The organism is Paenibacillus tyrphae (genome assembly GCF_000722545.1).
Lineage (GTDB): Bacteria > Bacillota > Bacilli > Paenibacillales > NBRC-103111 > Paenibacillus_G > Paenibacillus_G tyrfis.
Map to the genome: position 1 here is coordinate 97,469 of NZ_JNVM01000005.1, position 25,464 is coordinate 122,932.

The window sequence follows — 25,464 nt, forward strand, 5'->3', positions numbered from 1 at the left end:
CTCCGAACAACTGGGGATTGACAGATGCAGGAAACCATTTTAAACTGTCAATTGATAATGATAATTATTATCAATTACATGTACATACTTAGGGGGCTGTATCATGTCACGATCTATACATCATCTTCTATTGGTTTTTTGCTGCGCCATGCTATTCATCGCCGGCTGCGGAACGGTGAATACCAATACATCTCCCGCCCCGAAAGCCGCTTCCGGCACCGACGCCAAGAAGCCGGAGCAAGCTTCGACGCAAGAGCAGGGCAAATCGCAAGATCCGGCGGTTCGGACCCTCAACCATCTGCTCGGGACAACAGAGATCAAAGGCACGCCGCAGCGCATCGTCGCCATCGAATGGTCCGTTGTCGAGGATGTGCTGGCGCTGGGCGTCCAGCCGGTCGGCATTGCCGACATCGAAGGCTATAAAAAATGGGTGAAGGTGAAGCACGAGCTGTCCCCGGACGTGAAGGATGTCGGCAGCCGGGTCGAGCCGAGTCTGGAGCAAATCTCCGCGCTGAAGCCGGATTTGATCATCGCGACCAACCGCGTCGAAGCCTTCTACGATAAATTAAAAGCGATCGCTCCGACCATTGTGTTCTATCCAAACACGGAAAAGGAGCCGGATGCTTACGCGATGATGGAGAAAAATTTCCGTATCGTTGCAGACGCGCTAAACAAGAAGGACGAAGGGGAAAAAGTGCTGAAGGAAGTCGACGCGGCGATTGCCGGATTGGCCGACAAAGTGAAGAAAGCGGGCAAAGCGGATTCCGAATTCATCCTTGTGCAAGCTTTCTCGCTGAAAAAAGCGCCGACGATGCGCATCATGTCGGATAACGCGATGTCGGCCAAGGTGCTGATCAAGCTGGGGATGAAAAACGCATTCAAGCCGAAGGGCTACGTCCCTACCTTTGAAGAAGGGGGCGTCGAGCCGCTGCTTGCCATGAAGAAAGCGAATTTCTTCTACATCGTGCAGGATGACGATAACATTTTCGCCAATCAACTGAAGGAAAATCCGGTATGGAAAAACCTCGACTTCGTCAAGGAAAACCGGATGTACGCGATGGGCGGCGATACGTGGCTGTTCGGGGGACCGCTGTCGGCACAGCTGATCGCTGAAAAAGCGGCGGCGGCGATGACCAAATGAGAACGGAAAGAAGCGGCGTAAACGCTGCTTTCTTTATGCGCGGATGGGCCCCGCCCGTCCGCGTGTTCGGCGGGGGAGCGGCGCTGCTGCTCCTGCTCATGGTCGTCCATGTGATGCAGGGAGCAGCCGATCTGACTCCCCGCATGGTGCTTGAAGCGGTCTTCGCTCCGCAGGATACGGCCGAGCACCAGATCGTGCGCACGCTGCGGCTGCCGCGAGTCGTCGCCGGAATGCTGGCAGGCGGGGCGCTTGCGGTCGCGGGCGTGCTGCTGCAGACGATCACCCGCAACCCGCTGGCTTCGGCCGGTACGCTCGGCATCAATGCAGGCGCCTATTTCGCGGTCGTGGCAGCCACTGTGTTCGCCCCGTCGTTGATGGGCGTCTCGCCGATGCTGGTGGCGTTCGGCGGCGCCATTTTTGCGGCGCTGCTCGCCTATTCGCTGGCCGGGGGACTGCGCGCGACGCCGCTGCGCATGACGCTGGCCGGGATGATCGTATCGATGGCCGTGTCCGCGATGACCGGCGCGCTGCAGCTGCTGTTCGAGGAGGAAACGAGCGGCCTGTTTCTGTGGGGCAGCGGCACGCTTGTGCAGAACGACTGGAGCGGAGTCAGCGCCGCTTGGCCATGGGTTGCGGCAGCCGCTGCGTTGGCTCTGTTTCTCTCCCGTTCGCTCGACCTGCTGCTGCTCAGCGAGGAGACGGCGCAGTCGCTCGGTCAGCATGTAGGCCGAATCCGGCTGATCAGTCTGGTTCTGGCCCTGCTGCTTGCCGCCGTGATCGTCAGTATCGTCGGTCCGATCGGCTTTGTCGGGCTGCTCGCGCCGCATCTGGTCCGATTGATCGGGGTGCGCAGCCACAAGCTGCTTCTGCCGGCCTCCTTCTTATGGGGGGCCGTCATTCTGGTGGCTGCCGACGTCGGCAGCCGGCTGGCCAACAACAGCTCGTACGGCGAGCTTCCGGTAGGCGCGGTTACGGCGCTTATCGGAGGGCCGTGCCTTGCTTATTTGTCCTACCGGGCGGCGCAAAAGCATCGCGAGGTGCCGAAGCCGTCCGCCTCGTCGCTCGGCACGACGTCCCGCTTCCTTTCGTACCGGGCGCTCCTTGGTATATTCGGGGCGCTGCTCGTGGCGGTCACGATTCTGGGCATGATCTTCGGCGATGTGAAAGTTCCGCTGCAAGACATGCTGGCGGCGGTTCAAGGCGAAGGCCCCGAGCTGGCCCGCTCGATCGTACTCGACCAGCGGCTGCCCCGGATGCTCGTCGCGGCCTGCGCCGGCGCGGCACTTGCGGTCAGCGGCCTGCTGCTGCAGGGGGTCGTGCGCAATCCGATGGCCGATCCGTCCATCGTCGGCGTTTCGGCCGGAGCCGGGGTCGGCGCGCTGCTCCTGCTTCTCGTCTGGCCGGAGCTGCCGATCGCGCTGCTGCCTTTTGCCTCCTTCGTCGGAGCGATCGCCGCGGCGCTGATCGTCTATCTCATCGCCCGCAAAACGGGCCTGCAGCCGGCCGTGCTGGCGCTCGTCGGGATCGCGGTATCCGCATGCGGTTCGGCCGTCATTCAGCTCATCGTGGTTCAGACCAAAATGAACGTGGCCGTGGCGTTAGCCTGGATTTCCGGCAGCACGTACGCGCGCGGCTGGGAAGAGCTGGCGCAGCTCGTGGTGTGGCCCGTGCTGCTGCTGCCGCTCGCATGGCTGATCGGGCGGAGAGTGGACATTTTGGCCTTCGGGCAGGAGGGTGCGGTGGGCCTCGGGGTCAACGTCGAGCAGACGCGGCTGAGAGCGGCGGCGATCGGCGTGGCGCTGGCAGCTGCGGCCGTATCGATTGTCGGCACGATCGGCTTCGTCGGGCTGATCGCCCCTCATGCGGCGCGCCTTCTGATCGGGCACAATCATCGCCGGCTCATGCCGCTTGCCGCGCTGCTTGGGGCCGTCCTGCTCGTATTGGCCGACATCGTCGGCCGCAATCTGCTGCCGCCCAAAGAAATTCCGTCGGGCCTGATCGTCTCGCTCCTCGGAGCACCTTATTTTCTATGGCTGATGCGGTCATCACGCAGATAAAATTTAATCAAAAACGGAGGGTTCCAATCTATGACAGAACCGTTGGAGTTGTATGATGTGACGATTATCGGTGGCGGACCTGCCGGCATGTACACGGCTTTTTACAGCGGCATGCGGGATTTGAAGACGAAGCTGATCGAGGCCAAGACCGAGCTGGGCGGCTTCCTGCACATGTATCCCGAGAAAATGATTTGGGATGTCGGCGGTATCACGCCGCTCCGCTGCGAACAGCTCATTCGTCAGCTTGATCGGCAGGCAAGAACGTTCGAACCGACGATCGTGCTGGGCCAGCAAATCGAAGGCCTGGAGCGGCTGGAGGACGGCACGTTTATGTTGACCGCGGCAACGGGAGAACGACACCATACGCGTACCATTATCCTGACGCTAGGCCGCGGAATCACGAATATGCAGAAGCTGGAGCTGGAAGGCGCCAACCGGTACGAGATAACCAACCTGTATTACACCGTCCAAGAGCTGAAAAACTTTTTGGGCAAAAGGGTGCTGATCTCCGGTGGCGGCAATTCGGCGGTCGACTGGGCCAATGAGCTCGAAGAAATTGCGGCAAGCGTGACGGTGGTGCACCGGCGCAACGAATTCGACGCGATGGAGAAGCACGTCGCTCATATGAGGCAGTTCGCCGACGTGCGGACTCCGTACACGGTCACGCAGCTGCACGGACAAGGTGATGCGATTCATCAAGTAACCGTCACGCATGCGGAGACGGGCGAGAAAGAGCTGCTAGAGGTCGATGCGGTCATTATCAATCACGGCTTCACCCGCAATTACGGTTCGATTGCCGAGTGGGGGCTACAAATGAAGGACGGCATCATGGTCGTCAACGAGAAGATGGAGACGAACATTCCCGGTATTTTCGCCGCCGGCGATTTCGTCACCCATGCCAGCAAAGTACGTCTGATCGCCGGCGCGTTCGCGGACGCCATTCTGGCGCTGAACAGCGCGAAGCTTTATATGGACCCGGAAGCTCCGAGGATGGCCTACGTTTCGTCGCATAACGAGCGTTTCAAGGAAAAGAACCGTGCCTACAGCGTCGCGAACGTGAATGGGCAGAGTCGTTGAATTAGGGCAGCTTTGAGCTGCTGCGCCAGTCAGCCGAAATCCCCGTAAAGTGCCCGGATTCCATACCGGAAAAAGCCTTCATTTTGCGGGGACGCGCGGCAATCGTGTACAAGTGAAAGTTAAAGAAATACAATTTTACAAAAATAATGGTTGACACTCTTGCGGAACGCATGATAAGATTCTACCAACTTGATGAACAAATAAGCGAAGGGAGGTTAGGAACATGAGAACGCATAACGCATTCGAACAACTGTTACATACCGAGCAAGGTTCCGCTCATGATTCCTTTCATAACCAACGCTTTTTACGTAGCTTTCGCGTACCTGTGCGATGTTTGGCGCTTTTAGACGCATCGTAATCGGAATTCGGTAGGTGAGGCTGCGAATCGTCGTAGCCTTTTTCTTTTGCCTTCGTGGCGGGAAAAAGGGACGAAGCGCAGCTTTTTTGTTTGCTTAAATTCACGTGGAAGGAGAGAGTAGCGATGACGAATCATGATAAGATTGTCCATGTTCACGAGGCTCAAATTGAATTACAAACAAAATCCAGTAGTCTTGGTCTGCTCCGAACCCCTCCTTCCCTGAAGGTCGGGCGATTCTGACATATGTTTCGGCGTATGCAAAATACGGACATACAAGGCTGCCGGATCACGGCGGCTTTTCTTATGCCTTGGAACGAATCCGGGCGGAAGAAAAGCACGTGAGCTAGCAGTCTTTTTCATTTTTAACGCGGCGCATTAGGCAAGCGGTTAAGCCACACGACTTTCACTCGTGCACTCGGCGGGTTCGAATCCCCCATGCGTCACCATTTCATCATGGATAGGATGTAGTCATAGAGGTTGCTGCTCTATTCGGCGACTGGCAGACCTGCGGGCCGTCCCCGCACCTATCCGTCCAACCCAGGGGAATCGCCAAGTGGTAAGGCAGCGGCTTTTGAAGCCGCGAGCGGTGGTTCGATTCCATCTTCCCCTATACCCACATGGAGCTGTGGAGAAGCGGGAGTTCTCGCCGGTTCGTCAGACCGGAGGCCGCGGGTTCAAGTCCCGCCGGCTCCAACCAAATACATAACGAAAGGATGCCGTGTACGTTGTACAGGTGACAACCATGAAGCGAACAAATCTTTTTACCATGCACGATGACCTCACATTTCACAATGTGACAGAACGCCGCCTTTCCCTCGACGATGTGATCGAGCGGATGCTGCGGTTCATCTCTCAAGATCCGGCATCGCCGTATCAATTGATGATCGGTACCGATAGCCAGGTTCACCGCGGTCACACCAAATTCGTGACCGGCATTATTCTCCGACGTCCGGGCAAAGGCGCTTGGGCCTGCTACCGGCAGGTGGTGCTTCCCCGGGAGCTGACCTCCGTCAAAGAGAAGCTGACGATCGAAACGTCGCTCTCGCAGGAGATAGCCTGTTATTTCGAGGGGGACGCGGTGAACCGGATGGAGGAGCTGCTGCTGCCCTATGTGTACCAAGGCGCTTCGCTCGAAGCGTTTATCGATATTGATGCGGGCACGGAACCGGTCGTCAACAAGACGTCGTTGTACGTTCAGGAGATGGTGGACCGGGTCGAAGCCATGGGAAGATACGCCGCTCGGGTAAAGCCTGACTCGTACGCCGCCTCCGCCTATGCCAACCGGCATACGAAACGACCAGCCAGTCTGGTCATGTGAACTTGATAAATAAGGAAGAGATCGACATGTTAAATGAAAAAACGGAAATTCGCTTAAGCAAATTTATGACCAAACTATTAAGACACGATCCCGAAGCGTTCGGACTTGTTCTGGACCCGACGGACGGATCGTGCGAACTAAAGGACATGATGCGCGCCATCCGGTCGCACCCCAGATGGGCGTCGATTACGCTGCAGGATGTCGAGCAGGTCGTGCGCAATTCGGATAAGCAGCGCTTCGAAATTGCGAACGGCCGCATCCGCGCCCGATACGGGCACAGCTACGAGAAGATTCGCTACGAGCCCGGCGTTCCGCCCGAGACGCTGTATCATGGCACGAACCGTCATGCCGCGCCGGCGATTCTGCGGGAAGGCATCCGTCCGATGGGCCGCCAGTACGTGCATTTGTCCGAAGGGCTGCAGTTCGCCACGCTAGCGGGCAGCCGCAGAGGGGAGCTTGTCATCCTCCGCGTGGATACGGCCAAAGCCCGCAGCATGGGCGTAACGTTTTATTTTGCGGGAAATGAAGTGTGGCTGGCCGACGAAGTGCCAGCGTCCTGCTGCGCCGTGGACGATGGGAAAGGAGCGAACAAACGATGAAGAAGCCTTTGCTGATCGATATCGGAATCAACCTGATGCACCGCTCGTTTCATCCGGACCGCGACCAAGTCGTCGCCCGGGCGGAAGCGGAGGGCGTTTCTCCGCTTATTTTGACGGGGACGCATATGCGAAACAGCGAAGAAGCCGCGCGGTATGCGGCCCGATTCCCGGGCAAGCTGTACTCCACCACAGGCATCCATCCGCACGACGCCCGCAGCTGCGGCCCGGACACGCTGGCACAGCTGCGGAAGCTGGCCGCGCTGCCTTCCGTCGTAGCGATCGGGGAATGCGGCTTGGATTATAACCGCGATTTCTCGCCGCGCGATGTGCAGAGGAAGTGGTTCGAAGCGCAGGTCATGCTGGCGTGCGAGCTGCGGCTGCCGTTGTTCCTGCACGAGCGGGAGGCGCATGCGGATTTCGTCCGCATCTTGAAGACGCATCTGCACCGGATCGACCGGGCGGTCGTCCACTGCTTCACCGGCAGCGCAAGCGAGCTGAAGGCGTATCTCGATATGGGGCTGTATATCGGGATTACGGGCTGGATCTGCGACGAGCGGCGGGGCAATCATCTGCGGGAGCTGGTGCGGCGCATCCCGCTCGACCGGCTGATGATCGAGACAGACGCCCCGTTCCTGACGCCGCGGGATCTGCCCGTCAAGCCTGCGGAAGGACGCAACGAGCCTGCGTTTCTGCCGCACATCTTGCAGGCTGTATCCGTTTGTACGGGCAAAAGCACGGAGGAAGTGGCCGAAGCGACGACGCAGACGGCGAGACACGTTTTCGGGTTATAGTACCGCGCGGCGGCAGATGACCATTTCTTCGTCAAACGACCAAAAAAACCGTTTTCCCGATGAGTCGGGAGAACGGTTTTTGTTGTGTGCGGCATATCTTACGTACGGTCTATTTGCCGTTTTTCATCTGCTCGGCGAACTCCGTAATTTTTTGCGCCCGCTGGGCGATGGAGCCGGAGGATACGTTGTACTTGGCCGAAAGCGCCGATTGCGTCACTTCGGCAACGCCGTGCATGGAGCCGATGGCGTATTCCACAGCGGCGAGCATCACGTCCACTTTGCGAATTTGCGGGCGTTCGTGGGATGCATAGGCGTGCCACAAGGCAACCGCTTCCGTAATGCGCTGCCAATCGAAGGCTCCTGCCATTTGTCCGGCTAATTGTTCGGCGACCGATTGATATATTTCTTGAGGCCAGTCCAGCACCTCAATAAGTGTCTGCACGGTTTCCGCATTGAGAGACGGACCTTGATCCGCTGAAGGCCGGATGTTGGACGGCGAGCCGGTATTCGGCGCTGCCGCTTGGAGTTGAGGCGCTTCACCGGTCAGAAGGCAGCAGTGCTTGTACTTCTTTCCGCTGCCGCAGGGACACGGCTCATTTCTTCCAATTTTTCGCAAGTTCATTCCACTTCCATTTCTTCTGCCAAATTCACTCTGATGACATTATAGCGTTTGAAAGGAAAAATTCCAAGGCTTCGACACGATTCGACAGCATTAAGGCGTAAATTCCGTGCTTTTCACGAGGAAAAAAGCCCCCCCATCGTGGAGGCTTGTCTTCCGTTTTAAGCGAAGCCGCTGATGGCGACGACGGACGGGCGAGGGCCGGAATCCCCTGAGCGGTGGGGCCATAGGCTCGTCGGCTTGCCGGCTTGCGCTGTGGCTTGACCGGGGTGCGAGACGGACAGGAACAAGGTCCGTTCGTCCGCCGTGAAGCAGGGGCCCGTCAAAGCCGCTTCGACGGGCGCGGAAGCAAAAAGCTGCGCCGCCGCGGCGTCCTGGCCGGCTGTGCGGACTACGTACAGCCCGTTGTTGCGGAACGGGGCGTATGCGCCCTGATTCAGCTTGTCCGCCGGGACATCGGAGGCGACCCATAGGTTGCTCCGGTCGTCGAAGAGGAGCGTTCCCGGCGAGCTGTAGCCGCTGCTGCGCCCGCCGTTCGATACGATCTCGTAGTCGAACGCTGCCGCTCCCGCGTCACCATCCTGTTCTGCAAGCTGCGCCAGATGCCCGTGAATATTCCCGTGGCGTATATTATTCGGATAGGCGGCGATCAGGGCGCCGCTTTTGGCATGAACAGCCAATCCGGCCGGCCTGTCGGTTGGCGTCGCGCCCAAGATCAAGGCGGCGTCCTGAGCGTAGACGAGCACATCGGCCTGCTCCTTGTAACGCTCAACGAGCACTTCCTTAATTTGATTGACGCCGAACGGCACTTGGAAGCCGTCGCGGTTCAACGCTTTCTTGACGGCTTCGATCGTCAGCGGAACCCATCGCCCGTTGACGAGGTCGGCCGCGTAAAGCGTGCCTTCGGTCAGCAGGTCGGCGTTTGCTTTTCCGGACGCAGCCTGGAACTTCCCGGCGCTGACAAATTTGTAAAGACACGAATCCGGGGTCGTATCTCCCATATAGACGACCACGCGGCCGTCCTTGCTTAGCGTTACGGCCAGCTGGCCGTGATGGAATCGGCCAAGGGCGGTATGTTTACGCAGCTTGAAATTGCTGTCGAACGGATCGGCTTCGACTACCCAGCCGTAATGCGACAGCTCAAGCCCCGCGCTGCCGCAGGTGCTCTCGAAGTCTCCTTCGCAGGAAAGCACGGTGCCCCAAGGCGTGACGCTCCCTGCACCGTTTCCGAAGGTGCCCTGCACCAGCGAGGCTCCCTTCACGGTGCGCGTTCCCCGGGCCGGGCCGGAAAGCTCGACCCGGTCATAGCCCGTAATCCGTCGTCCGTACGCGGAGTCGGGGTTGATTTTCCACTTGCCTTCCCGATCGCGGTACGCTTCAACGATCGAGGCTCCTTGGTTGTACAGCAGCGATTTGACTTGTTCGGCACCGAGAGGGCCGGGCTGCCGCTGGCCCAGCGCGAGCAGCGGGTGAACGGAGGCGTGATTGACCCAGAGAAGTCCGTTCACCTGCTTGTCGTCGAACGGAAAGAAGCAGGTAAACTCGTTGTTGTAGCCGAACGTATCGCCCTTACCGGTAATTGGGTCTCCGAAGCTGACCAGAACGTCGTGCCTGAAGCCTTTGGGGAGGACGAGCTCGTCGCCTGCCCCCGGTTCGATTGGTGCGAAAGCATCAGTTACTTTGCCGGTTTTGCGATCGAACAGGAGATCACTTGCGGCAGCGCTGCCGGTAAAAGCGCCCAAGCCTGTCGAAGCGGCGGCAATCGTAACGGCTCCGGTGCCAAGGTAAGCCAGAAACGTGCGTCGGGAAAGCGTTTTATTTTTCATTCGAAATCTCCTCTATTAGAGCATCAATTCATTGTAGCCGAATGGTAGAAAACTATGTATAATTTAATTGAACAATCTAGTATTTTATACCTAAACTTTAAGATAGCATAAAATGCTGGTTTGCGGAATACGGCGGCAGACGCAGCGGACAATTTTTTTGTCGGCCATCTGGCCCGAAGGCAGGTGCAGGCGGTGTTACGGTTTTCCCGCGCTCAAGCAGAGGATGAATCCTTTCTCTATGAAGTGTACGCAAGCACCCGGATCGGGGAAGTCGGGGCATGGGGCTGGGGACCCGGGCAGATCGACCAGTTTCTCCGGATGCAGTATGGATTTCAGCAAAAGGCGTACGCCGCACAATATCCGGAAGCCGCATGGGAGATTATTTGGCGTGGGCAAGAACGGGTCGGCCGAAGGATGACGGCCCGGCTGGAAGACCGGATCGTACTGGTCGATATGGCCCTGCTTCCTGCATATCAACGGCAGGGGATCGGCACATCGCTGCTGCAAACGCTTCAGCACGAAGCGCAGCAAGCCGCTAAGCCGCTTTGTCTGAGCGTGCAGGTTCATAATCCGGCCCGGCGTTTATACGAACGGCTCGGGTTCCGTACAGAGCAAGAAACCGAATTGTACTGCGAGATGATCTGGTATGCCGATACTTTATTCTAATGTAGGTGATATTTTGCGCGCGGATTCTTTTTCATCTTTTCATGGTGTGCTGCATACCAGCTTTAAAGTGCTGCTGGATGAAAGCGAAGTCGAATTGATTTTGATCGAGGCTAAGGACACAGGGTCCTCCCCGGAATATGAACAGTTCTCCTTATTATTCTCAGGTCCCCCTGAACCATTTCTCCCACAGCAGATCTATCTGTTCAAGCATCCACAGTTGGGCGAACTCCACCTTTTTATGGTACCCGTAGGCAAAAATCCCGAAGGTTTTCTGTATGAAGTTATATTTAGCCGCCCGGTGACGGCGCAATAGCGTTCACTATACCGAATCGAAAAAAGGAGTTGATTGTTGATGTCAGAGTCGTATCTGGGGGAAATCCGGATGTTCGCCGGGGAGTATGCGCCTATAGGCTGGGCGTTTTGCGACGGTCAGCTGTTGTCCATTTCAGAGAATGATACTCTCTTCAACCTGATTGGCACGACCTACGGCGGGGACGGGCTGATGACCTTTGCTTTGCCGGACTTGAGGGGACGGGTGCCGATCCATATGGAACAGCAGCCAGGGAATAGTTCTTATGTATTGGGACAAAAGGAGGGCGTCGAATCCGTAACGCTGAACAAGAACCAGCTGCCTGCGCATACGCATAAGGCGATGGCTCAGTCGCAGCAGGGAACGACGGATTCGCCGGAAGGCGGATACTGGGCGAATTCTACGCTAACGCAGTTTGGCGGCGGAACGTCGAGCGGAACGATGAACCCCGGTGCCTTAGCGCAATCCGGAGGCGGTCAGCCGCATGACAATATGATGCCTTTCACAACCGTTTCGTTCATTATTTCCTTGTATGGGACTTACCCTAACCCAAACTAATTTAGACGGATTGCAGAAGGAGGAGTCGGGGTGCCGGAACCTTATCTCGGACAAATTAAATTATTTGCTTTTGGCTTTGCTCCGCGCGGATGGGCTCAATGCAACGGACAAATTATGCCGATTAACCAGAACCAGGCTTTGTATTCCATTCTGGGCAACATCTATGGCGGGAACGGAACAACGAACTTTGCGCTCCCGGATTTGCGCGGGCGGGTGCCGATTCATCCGGGGAGCGGCATAACCGTAGGACAAGCCGGGGGCGAGGAAGCGCATACGCTGATCTTAAATGAAATGCCGGCGCATTTCCATCGGGCGTGGGGGAGCAATGACATAGCCTCGTCCAAAAGCCCCGTAAATAACGTCTGGGCCAAAACGGCAGTAAGCTCCTACCATACGCAAGCCGACAAACAGCTGAGTGCGGGTGCTGTGGTCAATGTGGGACAAAATCAAGGTCATACGAACATGCAGCCCTATACGGTCTTGAATTTTTGCATTGCCATTCAAGGCATTTATCCAAGCAGGGAGTAGGAGGAAGGAGCAGGCTCATGGATAGTTTTTATGGGGAGATCACGATGTTTGCGGGCAAGTTTGCTCCTAAAGGCTGGGCTTTCTGCAACGGACAACTTATGCCGATTGCGCAAAATACGGTGTTGTTTACGATCCTTGGCACGAAGTATGGAGGAGACGGGAAAACGACGTTTGCCCTGCCGAATTTACAGGGAGCGGCTCCGATGCATTGGGGGGAAGGGCCGGGCTTAACAAAGCGGGTTATCGGACAGTCGGGCGGCAGCCAAACGGTAACGCTAATGGCAGCGGAGCTTCCCGTGCACACGCATCCGGTAAACTCCGCCGCTGCGGGTTCCGGAACTGCGGTGGAAGGGATGATGTGGGCAAAGACTCCGGGGCGCGTCGGAGGAGCCGCTTACGGCAGCGTGACGAATTCCGTGGCAATGAATCCGGAAGCGATCCAGTCGGAAGGGGGCTCCCAGCCTCATAACAATATGCAGCCCTATCTTGCCGTTAATTTTATTATTTGTATTACTGGTATTTTTCCTCCCAGAAGCTAATGCGCCGGTATGAATAGCGCGCTATTGGTCGTTTAAAAGGGAGAATCGGCCGGGACAAAGGAAGGATATAGGAATGAAAATGAGCGCCATGGTTGATCATGCGCAAGTAAGGCCAATCGCAAGCTTCGTACGAACACTTGCCGTTTTCGGCGGTGCGGCGGTTTTATTGTTGCTTTTGTCCTTGTTTGCGGTCTCCTCCGCTTTCGCAGCTACGATAACCGTGGACACGACAAACGATACACCGGGAAACTGCTCGGTAGCTCGTCAATGCTCGCTGCGGGCGGCGGTGAATCAAAGCAACGGCTCGGGCGGATCGAATACGATCCAAATTCCGGCCGGGACTTACGAGTTGAATTTGGGAGAATTGGCAATTCGCAGCAACGTGGAGATCACCGGAGCGGGAGGAGACCCTAACGGGAATCCAGCGGGCACGGTGATCAAACCGAGGGTGGGGGCAGCCAATCGGGTATTCAATCTGAATCCGGATTCGGATACCGGCTATAACATCTCGTTGAAGGCGCTGACGGTCAGCGGCGGACAGCTTTGGGCCGGCGACCTGTACGGAGGCGGAGGAATTCTTGGTTACACAGGCAGCCAAGGCACGGTAACGATCGAGAACTGCGTCGTCACCGGGAATTCTGTATCGGCCCCCGGCCATTGGGGCGGCGGCATGAATATCGCCGGACTGCCCGGAGGCAAGGTCGTTCTTCGAAACACGGTCGTTCAAGGAAACACCGCTGCGGAACGGGGAGGCGGCGTGCATTTTGAGGGCGATATGAACATCGACGTATTAAGCTCCGTTATCGATGGCAATATCGCTTCGAACGGTTTGGGGGGTGGGATGACTGTTTTTCCCGCTTCGGTAGGGGGGCAGATCCGGATCAACGGGACAACGATCTCCCGCAACCAAGCCAACGGAATGGCCGATCCTCAGGCAGGCGGCGGCGGGCTTTACCTCAGCTCACCGGCCACGATAACGAATACGACGATCAGCGGCAATACGGCCAAGGGGAAGGGAGGCGGCCTGTACGTCGCTTCGAAAGGAAGTATTACGCTGACGCACGTCACTTTGTTCAGCAATAAGGCCGATCAGGGGGGCGGCGGGCTGTATGTGCAGGATGGCAATCCGAAGCTGCAAAATACGCTTGCCGCCGGGAACAGCAAGGCAGGGAACGCTGCCAGCGATCTTGAAGTACGGACCGGTCAAAACGTCGTTGCGGGAATCGACGCCACAAGCAGCTACAATCTGATCGGACTAGGTGGCAACGGACTTGTCCCGGGAGGGAGCGGGAATCTGGTGGACGTTGCCGACCCGGGTGTGCTTCCTTTGGGCGCCAATGGCGGCTTGGGCGAAACGAATGCTTTGAAGGGAAGCAGTCCTGCGATCGGCAAGGGAAGCAATGCTTTGGCGACGACATTCGACCAGCGGGGCTTTCCACGGAAAAAGAACGTCGCCGTCGATATCGGCGCTTATGAAGGACTGCCGGATGCTGCAATCGGTGCGAATGGCACGTATGCTGTGACCTTTCCGTGGGACGAAACGAAGCTTTCCGGGCTGACGGCCACCTCCTCCGATCAAACGGTGGTTCCGAACGGAAACGTCGTCATCACAGGCAGCGGGGCCACACGCACATTGACCGTTTCGCCGATGGCCGGCGGTACAGCCGACATTCAGATGACCGCCAACAGCTCGGTTTCGGGAATGTCCCGCAGTTTAAGCACTTCGTTCAAGATGACGGTTACGGGCCCGCCGGACCTTTCCATCGCCAAGACGCACACCGGCGACTTTACGCAGGGGCAAAGCGGCGCTACGTATACAATTAAGGTCAAAAACCTCGGAGGTAGCGCTACAAGCGGTACCATAACGGTAAAAGATACGCTGCCTGCCGAATTGACGGCTACCGGGCTCGTGGGAACGGGATGGACTTGTACCTTGGGTACGGTCACCTGCACGCGAACGGACCCGCTCCCGACAGGGGCGAGCTACCCGGACATTACGTTGAAGGTAACCGTGGCGGCAAATGCGCCTGCAAGCGTCACGAACACCGCCGAAGTTTCGGGCGGAGGAGATGTAAATACGTCGAATAACACGGCTAGCGATCCGACGAACATCATTCAATTGCCCGATCTGACGATTGAAAAATCCCATGCGGGGAACTTCAAGCAAGGGCAAACGGGGGCTGCGTATACGATCATCGTCCGCAATGCCGGAACGGGCACGACAAGCGGTACGGTAACGGTGGCGGACACACTGCCTGCGGGGATGACCGTTACGGGATTCGCGGGCACGGGCTGGACTTGTGATCTGGGAACGCTCACTTGCAGCAGATCGGACGCGCTCGCTTCCGGGGGGAGCTATCCGCCGATCACTATGACGGTGAACGTAGCGGCCAATGCGGCTGCGCAGATCACGAATACGGCCACAGTCTCAGGCGGCGGCGATGCCAATAACGCCAATAATACGGCTAGCGATCCGACGACGATCATTCCCGTCGCCGATTTGACACTTGCCAAGTCCCATACGGGCAGCTTTACGCAGGGGCAAGCCTCGGCCCTGTATACGTTGACCGTGACCAATAGCGGACAAGGCGCAACGGACGGCTCTGCTGTCACCGTGACGGACACGGTGCCTGCCGGGCTCATGTTGAAGGGACTTGTCGGCAACGGCTGGACCTGCGATATCGGAACGTCAAGCTGCACCCGATCTGATGCGCTGGCCGGGGGCGCCGCCTATCCTCCGATCACCGTAACGGTATCGGTAGATCAAGATGCGCCTGCAACCGTCACGAACACGGCGGTCGTTTCCGGCGGCGGCGAGCTCCAGACGGGCAATAATTCGGCCAGCGACGCGACTGCGATCCATCCGAAGCCGCAAATCGCAACTTCGAGCTTGCCGCAAGGGATGGTTGGCATGGCCTATTCACAAGTATTGACCGCAACGGGCGGCGATGGGACGTACGTGTGGGCTATCGCAGACGGTACGCTGCCTGCGGGTGTAACGTTCGATCCCGCGACGGCGAAGCTTAGCGGCACGCCGACGACGGAGAACGGCTACAGCTTTACCGTACAGATTACGGACGGCAACGGCGTAACGGCGGTGAAAGAGCTCACGATTCAGGTGAACCCGATGCTGGAGGTGTCTACAACCGGCGTGCCGCATGGGGCTGTCGGAGCAGCCTACACGGCCTCGCTTGTGGCCAAAGGCGGCAACGGCGTCTACACATGGAGCACTTCTGCCGGTACGCTGCCAAGCGGGCTGACGCTTGCGGCGGACGGCACCTTGAGCGGCACGCCGACCGGCGAAGGCGCGTTCTCCTTCACGGTTCTGGTGACGGACGGCAACGCGATGACGGCGTCCAGAGGGATGGCGCTTCAGATTCATCCGCAGCTTGTCATTCAAGCGCCTGCTCTGCCGGAAGGCACCGTGGGAATCGCCTATCCTCAGCAAATACTCAGCGCAAGCGGCGGGAACGGGACGTACACATGGTCCGTCGCAAGCGGCTCGCTTCCGGCAGGCATGACGTTCGATCCGGTGACGGCTGCGCTCAGCGGGACGCCAGCGGCAGACGGCACGTATAGCTTCACGGTTCAGGTTGCGGATGGCAATGGCGTGAAGGCGATAAAAGCTGTCACATTGCTGGTCCACGCGGCATTAACGGTCCAAACGCCGGAGCTGCCTGTCGGAACGGTGGGTGTGGCTTACGCCAACCAAGAGTTTTCTGCAGCCGGCGGCAGCGAGACCTACACGTGGTCAGTCAGCGGTATGCTGCCTGCGGGACTGACGTTTGCCGTTGACCCGCTCGATCCGAAGAAAGCTCTCGTTCAAGGGAAGCCGACGGCGGCAGGGAATTATGAGTTTCAGGTTCAAGTGAAGGACAGCAACGCAGTCACGGTCGTTAAAAACCTTAGCATCCAAGTGAATCCGGAGCTGATCTTCATGGCGGGACCTCTGCCGGAGGGCACTGTAGGCTTGACCTACGCAGGCAGAACCTTAAGTGCGGCGGGCGGCAGCGGCACCTACCGCTGGAGCGTCGAAGACGGCCGTCTGCCCGATGGCCTGACACTGGATGCTTCCAGGGGAACGATAGACGGAACGCCGAAGGAATCCGGTGTCTACACGGTGACGATTCAAGTGAAGGACGGCAACGGAATAGCCGTATCCAAGGCTCTGACACTGAAAATCCATCCTCCGGTTTTGTTGGGAATCGCTTTTGAGGCATCGGAGTATGCGGTTTTGACAGGCGAAACCCGGGATACCGTTGTGAAGGCAACTTACTCGGATAACCGAGTTATCAGATTAACTACAGGCGTTGTGTATACGATCAAGGATATGTCTGTGGCTGTGGTCAACCCATCCGGTCAAATCACCGGAGTAAAAAGCGGAAGCACCGTGCTGGCGGCCACGTATGGCGGCATCACGGCCGAAACGTCCGTCCTCGTCAATAAAAGTATAACGGGCCTCGCCTTCGACCGGCCTTCCTATAGCGTGAAAGTCGGAGAATCCGTCAATACGGTTGTTAGCGCAACGTACGGCGGCGGACGGATCGTGCTGACGAACGGAATGATCTATTCCGTCAAGGACACCGATATCGCGGGAGTGGACTTGCATGGCGTCGTCACAGGCAAAAAAGCAGGAACAACCGTGGTGAGCGCAACATACGGCGAGGATACGGTTCAAGCGACGATAATCGTCGGCCTCGACCTTACCCTTACCGGCATCCGATTTACGCCGGATACGTACGAGCTGAAAACGGGCCAATCCGTTCCGACCGCACTCATAGCGGATTTCTCGGATAAGACCACGGCGCCAATTGCCCGTGGGGCTGTCTACGTATTCCAAACCGAGGGGATCGCCCGGATCAACGAGGAAGGCGTGGTAACCGCGCTGCAGCCGGGAACGACAGTCGTTACCGCCACTTACGTCGGACGTTCGGCGACCGCGGTTATCCGCGTGAGCGCTTGGAGCAACGATAGCGGCAGCGATTCGCCTTCATCGTCTTCCGGGGGATCGTGGGGTCCGGCACCGACGCCGAATCCCGAAGGGATTGCGGTAAACGTCCACTCGCACGACGGCTCGAAAGAAACAATCCAGGTATCGGAGGACGACATCCGAACCGGTCTTGTCCGGGTCACGGCTTCCGCTTCCTCTGCTTACGTGGAGCTTCCATCGGCTACGATTGCGAAGCTGCTGGCGAAAAATCCGGACCTGTCGATTTTGTTCCAGACGGCCAGCGGGCTGATTGAGCTGCCGCTGGCACAGATCGACCCGCGGATGCTGGCGAAGCTGCTCGGACTGCCGGCCGACGATCTCCACGTTAACGTCGGAATCCGCACGCCCGATGCTCAAGAGCGCGAGCAGCTCGGCGAGGCGCTCCGCCGCATGGGCGGCAAGGAGCTCGCGGCGCCGGCCGATTTCTACGTTCGCATCACGGACAGCAAGGGCAACGAAATCAAGCAAAACATCTTCAACAGCTATATCGTCCGCACGCTGCCGCTAAACGGACAAGCGAATGCGGCGACCGCTACCGGCGTATGGTGGGACCCCGAAACGCGCGAATACCGCTTTGTCCCGACCGTGTTTGAAACCCGGGACGGCAAGCCCGTTGCGAAGCTGAAACGACAAGGCTTCAGCGTGTATACGGTGCTCGATCGCTCCGTTTCGTTCGGCGATCTGCAAGGACATTGGGCGAAAGCGACGATCGAATCGCTGGCGTCCAAGCTGATCGTGCAAGGGCGAAAGGCCGACGCGTACGAGCCGGAAGGCCGCGTTACCCGGGCGGAATGGGCCGCCCTGCTGGTTCGCTCGCTGGGGCTCAACGTCTCGAAAGAGCAAGCGCCGTTCGGCGATGTAAAAGCTGGCGATTGGTTCGCCGCAGCAGTCGGTGCCGCGCATAAAGCGAAGCTGATCGACGGGTACGAAGACGGCACCTTCCGTCCGAATCAAACCGTCACCCGGGAAGAGCTGGCGGCCATGACGGCGCGTGCGATTAAGTACGTCGGGGTGAAGCCCGTGGACATCCGCAGCGACAGCGAATCGTTCCGCGATTCCGCCAACATTTCCAGATGGGCCGGCGACGCGGTGCGTCAGGCGGTCAAAGCCGGGATTATCGAGGGTGACAATCAAGGCCGCTTCCGGCCGTCCGATTCGACTTCCCGAGCCGAGGCGGCAACCATGCTGTACCGGCTGTTGAAAGCCATCTCGTTTATCTAGCAACCGACGTTAGACCAAGTCCGATTGGAGCGGGCTTGGTCTTTTTTTTTCTGCTAACCATCGCCATCGGAGCAGGAATGTTATTTTTTTACCATTTAAAAAAAGGAAAAAGGCTCCTGCGCGTGGAAAAAAGCTAAGATCACCTCATTTTTACCAAGGAGCATGCGATGATAGCTACGATGACAGAAGCTTATGTGGATTCCGTTGCGTTAAATGCCGCTGCGATCAAGAACGGTAGGGATCTTGTCAAGAAAAACAGCTTCCCGAAGCTGTGCCGGTCGGAGGACGAAACGATCATTTTCGGGGAGTGCAAAGGAAGCGGCAAGGAACCGTACCGGTGCTCCGTCGATTTCGTCAAGCCGGACAGTCCCGTATTTCGCTGCAGCTGCCCGAGCCGGCAATTTCCGTGTAAGCATATTTTAGGCTTGATGTACGCCTACGTTCTCGGTAAAGAATTCCAGGTGGATGCGATTCCTCAGGACATCGCGGACAAGCGGGAGAAAGCGGAGAAACGGGAAGAGAAGAAGAAGGAAGCGGCGGCTACCGGAGAGGAGACGGCCGTCAAACGAAAGCCGAACAAATCGGCCTTGGCTAAGAAACGGGCCGCCCAGCTCGAAGGCATTGGCTTATTGGAAAAGCTGATTTACCAGATCGTGCAGAATGGGCTGGCAGGCCTCGACGCGAAAACGGCAAAGATGATGGAAGACCAAGCGAAGCAGCTTGGAAACTATTATATTCCCGGCGTTCAGGCGGCGTTTCGCGAATTGCTCTTTATCCTGCGTACGTCTGAAGACCGTGAGCGCGTGTACACGGAAGCGATGGACCGCTTAACCGTATTGCAGTCTTTGATTAAGAAAAGCAGGGACTATTTAACGGAAAGACAGCAAAATCCCGAGCTTCCGCCGGATACGGAAAGCGGCTTGGAAGAACGGCTCGGGCATGCTTGGCAGCTGGCCGAGCTGCGCGAGCACGGATTAGCCCGACAGCAGGCGGAAATGGCACAGCTCACGTTCCGTTCGTATACGGATGAGGCAAGAGGCGAATACGTCGATGAGGGCTTTTGGATGGAGCTGCAGAGCGGCGACATATTCGCGGTCCGCAGCTACAGGCCGTTCCGGGCGGCGAAGCATTTGAAGGAAGAGGATTCGTTCTTCTCGGTCGTTGCCTCGAAGGAACTGCTCGTCTACCCGGGAGACTTGAATCCGCGGGCGCGATGGGAGGACATGACGGTCCGCGACATGAAGCCGGAGGACTACGGGACGATCCGGAGCCATGCCCGGCGTTCGTATGTTGAGGCGGTCAAGACGGTCAAAAATCAATTGAAAAACCCGCTGTCCGACAAACATCCGGTGATGCTGCTTCACTATGCCAAACTTGGCCGGATCGGGGAGGACTACGTACTGGAGGACGAGCAGGGCAAACGGATCGTTCTCGGCGATATTCCGGCATTGGGCAAACCGAGCACGCAACTGCTGCCGCTGCTGAAGCACGGCGATACGCGGGATCAGGCCATGCTGGTCATGTTCGAGCACGAGTTTGCCGAAGGAAGACTGCTGGCTCAGCCGCTGGCTCTCGTGACGTCAAGCGAAATCGTCAGATTTATTTACTAAAACAAGGAGAGAATCCATGAGCTTACAGGTGCTTATCGATCTGCATCAAGAAGTGCGCCGGCTGTTTATCGCCGGCAGTTCCGTCGCCGCGAGCGACCTGCGGCTAACCCGGCTGCTGCCTCAGCTGCGCAAGCTCGGAGAGAACGCGCCGGTGTTCAACCGGCTGGCCGATGGCGTACAGCTCGTCACGGAAGCAAAGCCCGAGCAAGCCTCCGCCAAACTGCTGGAGCTTGGCACCCTGCTGCACTCCATTCTGTATACCCAAGGACGGACCGAGGCGCAGGGGACGCTGGAGGAGGTTCAAGTGACGGATACGCGCGGGGTAACAGCCATCCCGTACCGGAAAATGAGGGCTCTCATCGATGCTTTGACGGAACGCGGGCCCGGCCGCTTGGAAGTGATCCGCGAAGGATACGAAGACTCGTTGTTTCAAGATTTTCGGACGCATATGCCTGCGGTCGCCGCTTTGGAAGACGGGTACGCGGAAATCGCCGAGTTTATATACGATAAAGTTATTCCGTCGATCGGAACGGCGGTTGTACCGATACTACATCGGCAGTTGAACCTCCAGGGTGGCAAAGGAGACGCCCGCAAGCTGTATTTGATCCATCATCTGCAGGGTCCGGTGAATGCCGAGCTGATCCTGCAGGCGGCCGGCGAAGGCGCAGCCGAAGTCCGCATCGCGGCTGTGGACATTCTCGGGGACTACCCCGAGCTGGAGGACGTCGTGCTGGAGCAGTCGTATGAGAGGAGAAAAGAAGTACGGCGGGCCGCCTTGTCGGCTTTATCCCGGCTGGGGACCGGGCGTGCGGCCGATCGGTTGTTCGAAGCGCTGACGGGCAAGGACCGCGAGCTTGCGGTGGAACCGATTCAAGCTTACTTCCATCCTACTTTGACCCAGCGGATACTGGATCAGGCGGAAGCGTGGTTGAATGCTTTTGACGGAAGCTCCGTGAAGACGGAAGCGGTGGAGCAGCTGTCGGCGGCGGTGCAATGCCTAAAAGGGAAGAACGAAGAGGCGGTGCGCGTATTTTTGGAAAAGCTGCTGTCCTCGCCTGCTTTTATGGTCAAAGAAACGACGGCTGTTCAAGAATATGCGGCGGGACTTTTGCTCGACATGCAGCGGCCGGAAGGCTACCGGTTTGTGGAGTCGCTGTACAGGCAGTGGGGCGGAAAGCACATTTCGTACAGCTTTCAAGCGGCGCTCCGCTGCTTGTCCCCGGAGGAGGTTTACGACCAGTTCGCTCCTCTGATTCGCCACAAACAGCAGGCGCAGGCCAAAGAGCTGCTGAATACGCTGTACGATTTGACCGAGCGGCTGGCCCTGACCGTGTATCGCAATGCGGAGGATTCGTCCGCGATTTCGTGGGACCCGCGCTGGGTGCATTTGTTCGTGGATATCAACGAAGAAGAGCTGGTATGCCGTTTCGTCCGGGAGCCGGACACGAAAGTCACCGATTACTTGCTGAAAAAGGTGCAGGTGGCGCCGCAGCAGATGAAGCCGAGAACGGTTTCGCTGTTCTTCGCCTTGTTCAAGATTGGGCATGAAGAAACCTCTGAGCTGCTGATGCAGGCGCTCGAAGGCTCGAAAGGCAGACAGTTTTATTATTTGGACTGGGACAAATTGGCTTTGATGTCGCTGCTTCCCGGGAGCTATGCCGAAAGGCTGGAGAAATTCGCGGACCTGCTGTCCTACGAAAGCGTGAAGCAGCAAGTGCTTGAAGTAGTGGAGCGCCTTAAAACGAAAACGAGCGATGAAGCGGAAATGGGCAAAGGAGCGGGATGGATCGAATGGATCAAAAGCAAAATGTATTGAGGCTGCCTGCGGAGCAGCTGTACGCCAAGGAACTGGAAGCGTTGAAGGAAGCGGATCAAGACCCGAAACCGGCGGGCTGGCAGCTGTCGCCGCGGTCCGTGCTTACGTTCATTACCGGGGGACAGGCGGGAGGCGTGAATATCACGCCCAAATATATCGGCCACACGCGGCTGGTGGAGATTGCCGTCGCGACGCTGCTGACGGACCGAGCGCTGCTGCTGATCGGGGAGCCGGGCACGGCGAAATCGTGGCTGTCCGAGAACTTGACGGCTGCGATCCATGGCGACTCGTCCAAGGTTATTCAGGGTACGGCCGGAACGAGCGAGGAGCATGTCCGGTATTCGTGGAACTATGCGATGCTGCTGGCGCACGGCCCGTCGGACGAAGCGCTGATCAAGAGCCCGATTTACCGGGCGATGGAGGGCGGCGGAATTGCCCGTTTCGAGGAAATTTCCCGCTGCGCCTCCGAGGTGCAGGATGCGCTGATTTCCATTTTGTCGGAAAAAACGATCTCGATCCCCGAGCTGGGCCGTGAGGTATCGGCGGCCAGAGGCTTCTCGATCATCGCAACGGCGAACACGCGGGACCGGGGCGTCAACGAAATGTCCGCCGCGCTTAAGCGCCGGTTCAACATTCTCGTACTGCCGTCGCCGGCCGGTCTGGAAACGGAAGTCGAGATCGTGCGCAAACGCGTCGGCGAAATTGCCGCCAACTACGAGCTGCAGGCGGCGCTGCCGGAGGAAGAGGCGGTGCGCAAGATCGTCACCATTTTCCGGGAGCTGCGCGCCGGGGTAACGTTGGACAGCAAGGAGAAGCTGAAATCGCCGAGCGGCGTCATCTCGACGGCGGAAGCGATCTCGCTCCTGACGAACAGCATGGCGCTTGCCGCCAGCTTCGGAAACGGACAAATCCAAGAGGAAGATTTGGCCGCCGCGCTACAAGGCGCGATTGTGAAGGATGAGGAGAAGGACCGTATTGCCTGGAAAGAATATTTGGAAAATGTGATGAAAAAGCGGGGATCGGAATGGCGGAGTCTGTACAACGCATGCCGGGAGATGAACGATTGAGCACCGGCGACGGGAGAGTCCATGTGTTTGGCATCCGCCATTTGTCGCCGGCGGGCGCCTTTCACCTGCGGGCGTTTCTGGACGAAATCCGGCCGCAGGTCGTGCTGGTGGAAGGACCTTCGGATGCGGGGGAGTTGATCGGGCAGATCGCTTCCCGCGGCGTCGTGCCGCCCATTGCGATTCTTGCTTATACCGACCAGCTTCCGGTTCGTACGCTGGTATTCCCTCTGGCTTCGTATTCCCCCGAATACCAAGCGTTTCTGTGGGCGACGGAAAACGGAGCTCGCGCCGAGTTCATCGATCTTCCTTCCGATGCGGCGGTGACGCTGCAAGCGGCAAGACGCGCAGGCGCGGGCCTGGAGGAAACGGACCGGGAGGATGGACCGGCGGGCCGCGAGGGCGGTCAAACGGGCCGACAGGATGCGCTGGCGGAACGCAGAGCTTTTTACCGGCGGCAGAACGAGCTGTATGAGCGGGTTGCCGAGCTGGCCGGGGAGCCGGATTACGACAGCTACTGGGAGCGGCATTTTGAACATAGTCCGAGCAAAGAAGCGTATCGTCACGCGATCGAACATTTTTCCGCGGAAATGCGTGAACTGTTGGAGCAGGAAGAGCGGGCGCATGACCCGCGGGAAGCGTCTTACAACACGGTGCGTGAAGCTTACATGCGGCGGCAGATTCGGCAGGCGCTCGATACCGTCGGGCCATCGGACCGCATCGTGGTTGTGACCGGGGCGCATCACGTCTCGGCGATGGACTTGGCGCTGCCTGCGATGTCGGACGAGGAAGTTCGCACACTGCCTCGTTCGTCCACCAAGCTGACGCTGATGCCGTATTCGTACTACAAGCTGTCCGTTCAATCCGGCTACGGCGCGGGCAATCAGGCCCCGGCTTATTTCGAGCGGCTGTGGGATTGCTTGAACCTGCAGGATGCTGCGAGGCTGCCGTCGCTTTACTTGTCGCAAGTGGCTTCGTCCTTGAGGGAGAGCGGGACGCATCGTTCCACCGCTTCCGTCATCGAAGGGGTACGGCTCGCTGAATCGCTCGCCTCGCTGCGCGGGGGCAGCATGCCGACCTGGGGGGATTTGCGGGATGCGGCCGTCGTCTGTCTCGGGTTCGGGGATTTGGCTTCGGTAGCCGAGGCGCTAGCCCGCGCGGATATCGGCACGGCGATCGGCGCGCTGCCCGAGGGGGTCAGCCAGACGCCGATTCAAGACGATCTGAACCGGCATCTGAAGCGGCTGAAGCTGGAGAAGTACAAGTCCGCTGTCGCTGCCGATCTTGAGCTGGATTTGCGGGAGAACCGGCGGGTCAAAAGCGAAGAGGCGGCGTTTCTCGATCTGCACCGGTCCGTCTTTCTGCATCGGCTTGCGCTGCTCGGCATCAATTTTGCTCGGCAGCAGAAGATTCGGCAGGACACGGCGACCTGGGCGGAGCACTGGGTGCTCCAGTGGACCCCCGAGGCGGAGATTCAAGCGGTGGAATCGACGCTCAAAGGGGAAACGGTGGAGCTTGCTGCCGCGTTTGTGCTGCATGAGCGGCTCGAAGGTTGCGCGGATCTCTCGGAAGCTTCCCGGATCATCCGCCTGGCCTGCCAGTGCGGACTCCCCAAGGCGATGGAAGAAGCGAGGCTCACCTTGCAGCGGCTGGCCGTCGCTGCCGGAGATTTCGCGCAGATCGCCGCCGCGGCCAACGAATTATCCATATTGATCCGATATGGGGATATTCGCAAGGTGGATACATCGTCCTTTGTGCCGCTGCTTCAGCAGTTGTTTTTGCGGGGGACGCTGCTTCTTGTGGACGCGGCCGTGTGCAGCGATGAGGCGGCGGGCGGCATGGTGACCGGCATGAACGAGATGCACCGCATCTCGCAGGAGCATCCGGAAGAGGTGGACGACGAGCGGTGGCTTGCCGAGCTGTGGGCGCTGGCTTCCCGGGACGACCGGAACGCAAAGCTGTCCGGGTTTGCTTTTGCCATATTGCTGGAGCGGAATTTGATCTCCCCCGACCAGTGCTCGCAGGAGGTATCGCGGCGGCTGTCGCCGGGAATTCCGGCGGAGTTGGGCGCGGGCTGGTTCGAAGGCGTGTCGATGCGGAACCGGTATGCGCTGCTGTCGCGCTCGGGGCTGTGGCAGCAGCTCGACGAATATATCGCGTCCTTGGAGGACGAGGCGTTCCTACGCTCGCTTGTCTTTTTGCGCAGGGCGTTCGGCTCGTTCGAGTCCAGAGAGAAAGCGTCGATTGCTGAAACGTTGGGCGTGCTATGGGGACTCGACGGGCAGGGGGCCGCGGAGCAGCTGCAGGAGCCGCTAAGCGAAGATGAAAGAGGGAAGCTGGATGAACTTAACGATTTTGATTTCGGAGATTTGTAGA

At 58.3% G+C, this 25,464-nt stretch carries 18 protein-coding genes and 3 tRNA genes; 19 read left to right on the forward strand and 2 right to left on the reverse strand.

Features of this window, described 5'->3' with window-relative positions; all coding sequences use genetic code 11:
• Nucleotides 1-103: 103 nt before the first annotated feature.
• From ET33_RS06185 to ET33_RS06225, 9 genes are all read left to right on the forward strand, one after another.
• Entirely contained in the window at nucleotides 104-1,141 is a 1,038-nt protein-coding gene (locus ET33_RS06185; protein ID WP_036677995.1) for an ABC transporter substrate-binding protein, read from the forward strand.
• The gene (locus ET33_RS06190) at nucleotides 1,138-3,198 is read left to right on the forward strand and encodes an iron ABC transporter permease (RefSeq protein WP_235206647.1); all 2,061 of its coding nucleotides are present in this window, start codon (nucleotides 1,138-1,140) and stop codon (nucleotides 3,196-3,198) included. Before ET33_RS06185 ends, ET33_RS06190 begins: the two co-directional genes overlap by 4 nt.
• A 30-nt stretch (nucleotides 3,199-3,228) precedes the next feature.
• Nucleotides 3,229-4,275, forward strand: coding sequence for an NAD(P)/FAD-dependent oxidoreductase (locus ET33_RS06195; RefSeq protein WP_036677998.1), 1,047 nt, complete (start codon nucleotides 3,229-3,231; stop codon nucleotides 4,273-4,275).
• 727 nt (nucleotides 4,276-5,002) lie between these two features.
• Nucleotides 5,003-5,079, forward strand: a tRNA-Glu gene (locus ET33_RS06200).
• Nucleotides 5,080-5,172: 93 nt separating this feature from the next.
• Nucleotides 5,173-5,243 (forward strand) — tRNA-Gln (locus tag ET33_RS06205).
• A gap of 9 nt (nucleotides 5,244-5,252) precedes the next feature.
• A tRNA-Asp gene (locus ET33_RS06210) sits at nucleotides 5,253-5,326 on the forward strand.
• A 49-nt stretch (nucleotides 5,327-5,375) separates the two neighbouring features.
• Nucleotides 5,376-5,951 carry a ribonuclease H-like YkuK family protein gene (locus tag ET33_RS06215; protein WP_036678002.1) on the forward strand — a complete coding sequence of 192 codons (576 nt, stop codon included), beginning with the start codon at nucleotides 5,376-5,378 and terminating at the stop codon, nucleotides 5,949-5,951.
• Between the two features lie 26 nt (nucleotides 5,952-5,977).
• A complete protein-coding gene (locus ET33_RS06220; RefSeq protein ID WP_036678005.1) occupies nucleotides 5,978-6,550 on the forward strand; it encodes an RNA 2'-phosphotransferase in 573 nt (190 codons plus the stop codon).
• Nucleotides 6,547-7,341: a TatD family hydrolase gene (locus tag ET33_RS06225; protein WP_036678008.1), complete on the forward strand. Its 795-nt coding sequence runs from the start codon at nucleotides 6,547-6,549 to the stop codon at nucleotides 7,339-7,341. The genes ET33_RS06220 and ET33_RS06225 overlap by 4 nt, the downstream gene beginning before the upstream one ends.
• A gap of 109 nt (nucleotides 7,342-7,450) precedes the next feature.
• Here ET33_RS06225 and ET33_RS39460 read toward each other — a convergent pair whose 3' ends face one another.
• Together ET33_RS39460 and ET33_RS06235 are read right to left on the reverse strand one after the other, a co-directional pair.
• Nucleotides 7,451-7,963 carry an SEC-C metal-binding domain-containing protein gene (locus tag ET33_RS39460; RefSeq protein WP_036678012.1) on the reverse strand — a complete coding sequence of 171 codons (513 nt, stop codon included), beginning with the start codon at nucleotides 7,961-7,963 and terminating at the stop codon, nucleotides 7,451-7,453.
• A 158-nt stretch (nucleotides 7,964-8,121) separates the two neighbouring features.
• Nucleotides 8,122-9,786 carry a PhoX family protein gene (locus ET33_RS06235; protein WP_036678015.1) on the reverse strand — a complete coding sequence of 555 codons (1,665 nt, stop codon included), beginning with the start codon at nucleotides 9,784-9,786 and terminating at the stop codon, nucleotides 8,122-8,124.
• 120 nt (nucleotides 9,787-9,906) lie between these two features.
• Here ET33_RS06235 and ET33_RS06240 point away from each other — a divergent pair, with 120 nt between their 5' ends.
• From ET33_RS06240 to ET33_RS06285, 10 genes are all read left to right on the forward strand, one after another.
• On the forward strand, nucleotides 9,907-10,452 hold the full coding sequence (locus ET33_RS06240) for a GNAT family N-acetyltransferase (RefSeq protein WP_081890218.1): 546 nt from the start codon (nucleotides 9,907-9,909) through the stop codon (nucleotides 10,450-10,452).
• A complete protein-coding gene (locus tag ET33_RS06245; protein WP_051775131.1) occupies nucleotides 10,433-10,765 on the forward strand; it encodes a DUF6916 family protein in 333 nt (110 codons plus the stop codon). Before ET33_RS06240 ends, ET33_RS06245 begins: the two co-directional genes overlap by 20 nt.
• Before the next feature lie 39 nt (nucleotides 10,766-10,804).
• Nucleotides 10,805-11,320, forward strand: a complete 516-nt coding sequence (locus tag ET33_RS06250) for a phage tail protein (RefSeq protein ID WP_036678017.1) — start codon at nucleotides 10,805-10,807, stop codon at nucleotides 11,318-11,320.
• A 30-nt stretch (nucleotides 11,321-11,350) separates the two neighbouring features.
• A complete protein-coding gene (locus tag ET33_RS06255) occupies nucleotides 11,351-11,848 on the forward strand; it encodes a phage tail protein (RefSeq protein WP_036678020.1) in 498 nt (165 codons plus the stop codon).
• A gap of 17 nt (nucleotides 11,849-11,865) precedes the next feature.
• Nucleotides 11,866-12,387: a phage tail protein gene (locus ET33_RS06260; RefSeq protein WP_036678023.1), complete on the forward strand. Its 522-nt coding sequence runs from the start codon at nucleotides 11,866-11,868 to the stop codon at nucleotides 12,385-12,387.
• 73 nt (nucleotides 12,388-12,460) lie between these two features.
• Nucleotides 12,461-18,598, forward strand: coding sequence for a putative Ig domain-containing protein (locus ET33_RS06265; protein WP_036678026.1), 6,138 nt, complete (start codon nucleotides 12,461-12,463; stop codon nucleotides 18,596-18,598).
• Nucleotides 18,599-18,768: 170 nt separating this feature from the next.
• Nucleotides 18,769-20,208, forward strand: coding sequence for an SWIM zinc finger family protein (locus ET33_RS06270; RefSeq protein WP_036678444.1), 1,440 nt, complete (start codon nucleotides 18,769-18,771; stop codon nucleotides 20,206-20,208).
• Nucleotides 20,209-20,224: 16 nt separating this feature from the next.
• Nucleotides 20,225-22,024 carry a HEAT repeat domain-containing protein gene (locus ET33_RS06275; protein ID WP_051775132.1) on the forward strand — a complete coding sequence of 600 codons (1,800 nt, stop codon included), beginning with the start codon at nucleotides 20,225-20,227 and terminating at the stop codon, nucleotides 22,022-22,024.
• Complete coding sequence (locus ET33_RS06280) at nucleotides 22,000-23,091, forward strand: ATP-binding protein (RefSeq protein ID WP_036678029.1); 1,092 nt, start codon at nucleotides 22,000-22,002, stop codon at nucleotides 23,089-23,091. Before ET33_RS06275 ends, ET33_RS06280 begins: the two co-directional genes overlap by 25 nt.
• Complete coding sequence (locus tag ET33_RS06285) at nucleotides 23,088-25,463, forward strand: DUF5682 family protein (RefSeq protein ID WP_036678032.1); 2,376 nt, start codon at nucleotides 23,088-23,090, stop codon at nucleotides 25,461-25,463. The genes ET33_RS06280 and ET33_RS06285 overlap by 4 nt, the downstream gene beginning before the upstream one ends.
• Nucleotide 25,464 lies beyond the last annotated feature (1 nt).